This window comes from Hydrogenophaga sp., from assembly GCF_030158645.1.
Lineage (GTDB): Bacteria > Pseudomonadota > Gammaproteobacteria > Burkholderiales > Burkholderiaceae_C > Hydrogenophaga.
The window spans coordinates 1-3,836 of record NZ_JAOASO010000022.1; the positions used below are offsets into that span (position 1 = coordinate 1).

3 protein-coding genes are annotated in these 3,836 nt (G+C 64.2%); all 3 read right to left on the reverse strand.

Annotated elements, in window-relative coordinates; all coding sequences use genetic code 11:
* Window positions 1–212 precede the first annotated feature (212 nt).
* Window positions 213–1,451 (reverse strand): serine hydrolase domain-containing protein, encoded by a 1,239-nt coding sequence (locus Q1W68_RS01515; protein ID WP_291081720.1) that lies wholly within the window; start codon window positions 1,449–1,451, stop codon window positions 213–215.
* 201 nt (window positions 1,452–1,652) lie between these two features.
* Window positions 1,653–2,687 (reverse strand): helix-turn-helix domain-containing protein, encoded by a 1,035-nt coding sequence (locus Q1W68_RS01520; protein WP_291081722.1) that lies wholly within the window; start codon window positions 2,685–2,687, stop codon window positions 1,653–1,655.
* Window positions 2,688–2,694: 7 nt separating this feature from the next.
* Complete coding sequence (locus Q1W68_RS01525; RefSeq protein WP_291081724.1) at window positions 2,695–3,714, reverse strand: alpha/beta hydrolase; 1,020 nt, start codon at window positions 3,712–3,714, stop codon at window positions 2,695–2,697.
* Between the last annotated feature and the right edge of the window lie 122 nt (window positions 3,715–3,836).

Consider the following 3,836-nt stretch of genomic DNA (forward strand, 5'->3'; position numbering starts at 1 on the left):
GGGCCCGAAGAAGACCCTCGCCGGTCGATGGACCCAACGCGCGGACGGCTTCCGATCAACTCCCGTGAGATCTACCCCGCCGGACGGGCCGTTTGGTCGAAAGCCGACACTCACCCGCGCGCCGGATGTCGAACGGCCCGACTTCACAGCCGATCAGCGGCGAGACCGCGATGATCCCGGTTGCCTCCTCGAGCGGTGCGGCCTTGTGCCTCTTATCGGGCGCGAGGCTTTGCGTGCTGATAGGTTGCCTTTTCCATCTCAAGGAAGCCCGCTACCGAGGTCGGATCGGCGAACGGGAAGATCTGGGTCGCCCAATACCCGCCGATGCCGTTCGCGCGATCGATCCAGTAGTACAGGTTAGCGAGGCCGGCCCATGCGAGCGCACCAGCCGGCCGACCCGTGGGTGCTTCTTCCTCGTTGATCATGAACGTGAGTGCCCAGGTCTTGGGCATGCCGGGGAAGAACTCGGCGTCATTGGACAGCCGTGGCCTCGATACGGGCAGGATGGACGCCGCCGTCTTGGTCGCATCGACGCCGGGCAGCATCTTCACGTGCATGCCCTTGGGCAAATGATTGCGGGATGCCATCTCGACTGTTTCCGGTCGCAGGATCTGCTCTCCGCTGTCGCTGCGTCCGTCGTTGAGCCACATGCGGATGAACTTCACATAGTCCGACGCGGTCCCGTAGAGGCCGTGCCCTCCCATGTGGACCTCCGGATCCTGCGGCAAAGTCACCCCGTTGAGCGGAACAAGCGAACCATCGCGATCCTCGCGCGCGTGAATCGTTGCTTGCCGGGACTGCATGGAGGGGGTCATCGTGAAGGCGGTGTCGGCCATCCCGAGTGGACCGAGAACCCTCGATTGCATGACCTCGCCGAGCCGCTTGCCCGTAATGCCCTCGAGCACCATGCCGGCCCAATCGATGTTGCTCCCGTAGGACCACTGCTCGCCCGGATCAAACAGAAGTGGCGTCTTGATCGACTTCCACGACGCGTCGACCACCCAGGGCTGACCCTGCTCGTTGGCGAGGCGGGTGTACGTCTCGTTGAAGAAGTCGTAGCTGAAGCCGGCTGTGTGCGTGAGCAGGTGACGTGTCGTGATGTCGCGCTTCGGTGGGCGCAGCCTGGGTTGCCCGTCCTTGCCAAAGCCCTCGATGACCATGATGTCGGCAAGTTGGGTCGCGTACTCCTTCGCAGGCGCGTCGAGGTCGAGAAGACCCTCTTCCACCAGTTGCAAGCAAGCCGTTCCTGCGATGGCCTTGGTGGTCGAAAATATCGCGCACACGGTGTCGGGTTCAAACGACTCGCCGGTTCCGGTGTTGCGGACACCGCGCGCGCCTTCGTAGATCGTGCCGCGGCGGTCAGTCACCGCCGCCGATACCCCGGGCACGCGGGGTGTGCCTGTCGTCACGCCATCGAGAACGGCGTCGATTGCCTTAGTCAGTTCGGTCATTGTTGTCTCCGTGTTGTTGAACTACCGCCACATGCCAAGTGCCGGAGCGCGGAACGTCGGCGTGAGGTCGGAACGATGACCCCGCCCAACCCGTCTCCGGCGGCGACGTGTGGCAACGAGAAGATAGCAACACGCTGGGTGGCCAGTAACCGCCGACCGGCGCGCCTGGAGGGACCGAATCCCGCCATTTGGCGGTTGAGACTAGCGACTGGTGGGCGGTGGCAGGTCCAGCGCCGACGAATGCCGAACGCGCCAGGCGAGGAAGGCGAGGCCGACGCGGGTTCGGCCGATGCCGTCGAGTGGGTCGAACGACAGCAAGTCGCGAATGGTCTCCAGTCTCGCCTGCATCGTGCTGTGGTGGACACCGGCAATGCGAGATGCGTCACGGATAGACGCGGAGCGAAGCAGCGCATCCAGAGTTCGCACGGCCCACGGATGCTGCATGACGCCTTCGAGTTCCTCGACATCGAGCAACGGTCTATCGACCGAGCACTGGGCGAGCAGATCGATGAGACCGCCATAGTCGTCTGCGACGACAACGGGCACATCGGGCACAGCGCACAGACGCAAGCTCACGAGTGCTGTCGCCAGCGATCGGTGGAGGTCGTCGATCCCCGCCGCCACCCCGATCCCGCAGGGGCTGGCGTCGATGTGTTTCACCTCGGCGCGCAGTAAGCACACGTGCAGCGGACCGTAGCGGGTGTTGACGACGTCTTCCAGCAGGTCGCGGTGTTGCTTCCATGTCGCGAAGAGCGGCAAGGTGGCAACGCGGTACTTCAAGTGCGGCGCCAATCCGAGTTTGGCAGCAGTAGCGTGGCGATGCTCCACGTCAACGTTGACGTCGAGCAGATCGCCGAGTCGACGCAATGGATCTTCCGCCTGGTGCCCGCTGCGGATGGCCAGCGCAAGTGCGAGGCGCTCGAGGACCATCGCATCGTTCACATGGGCTGGCCCCTGCCGCTCCAGCCACACGGTCATGCCGTTTGCTTCCAGGGAGCCTTCTCTCGGCGCTGCGGCGCTGCCCTTCAGGGTCTGCCCGTCCGGTGCGACGCGGAGCGTGCGCTCTGATTGATGCCCGGCGAACCCCGCTACACAGCCCGAGAGCGAGGCTGCTGCCCCGAGCAGCCCCTGGATGTTGACGCCACCTCGAACCAATTCGTCGAAGCACGCGATGATCCTCAACGCCAGGCTGGCGTTGGGGTCAAGGGCCTTCAGTCGAGCCAGCAGTTCCTGCATACAGTCCTCAATCGCCCAACACGCGTGACATCCATCCACTGCGCGTGGCGATCATTCCACGTGACAGTGCGGTATGCGGCGCGAAGATGTCGAACGCATGGAACCCACCCGGCCACACGTGAAGCTCGGCCTGCCCGCCGGCATTCCACAGGGCGTCCGCATAGGCCACGGTTTCGTCGCGAAATATCTCGGCGCTACCGACGTCGAGAAACGCGGGTGGTAGGTCGCAAAGCTCAGTTGCACGAGCCGGCGCGGCATACGGCGACACATCCGGACCACCGCGCGCTTCGCCAAGCAGCGCGCCCCAGCCGGTCTCGTTGCTCACGCGATCCCAGACGCCGATGCCATCGAACTGAAGCGTGGACTTCGTGATGCCGCGGTCGTCCAGCATGGGGTAGTCGAGCAGCTGACCGCACAGGCGGGGACCGCCCCTATCGCGCGCCGCGAGGGCTGCACCGGCCGCCAAACCTCCCCCTGCGCTGGCGCCCGCGATCAGCAGGCGATCGAGGCGCACGCCGAGCGACTCCGCATGCAATGCCATCCATTCCAGTGCCGCGTAAACATCTTCCCGCGGATAAGGATCGCGATACTCTGGCGCCAGGCGGTACTCGATCGACACGAGCACGACGCCCAGCTGTTCGACGAAATCGATCATCCGGTCCAACCCACTGAACCGATCGCCGAACATCAGACCCCCGGAATGCACGAAAAGCACACCGGGGCGCTGCCCGGAGGCACGCTCGTGACGGAAGACGGACGCCTTGAGAGGGTGACCCTCGTAACCCTCGAAGACGCGTTCCTCGCAGCGGATGTTTCGCCCGCCGATCAGCGTTTCGAGAGGCGGCCCTGCGTAGGACACCCGCATGAAGTCGATCAGGTCGCTGGTCACAGTCGGCGGGAACATTCCGCCCACGATCGCCAAGCCTGCGCGCAGTTCAGGATCAAAGGTCGGTCGGTCGAGCCGCGCTTGTCGGCCCACCCCCTCGACCACCCCCTGGGTGAGCTCCTTCATCTCGAGTTCCTTCACGAACGTCTGCTTGTGGCTAAGTCACGCTGAAGATTGAGCGCGCCTCTTTGAGTGAAAACCTAAATTACCTGTTTAGGAGAGAGGATTCTCCGGCACTTCCCGAAGGACCGGTTGTGGCCGAT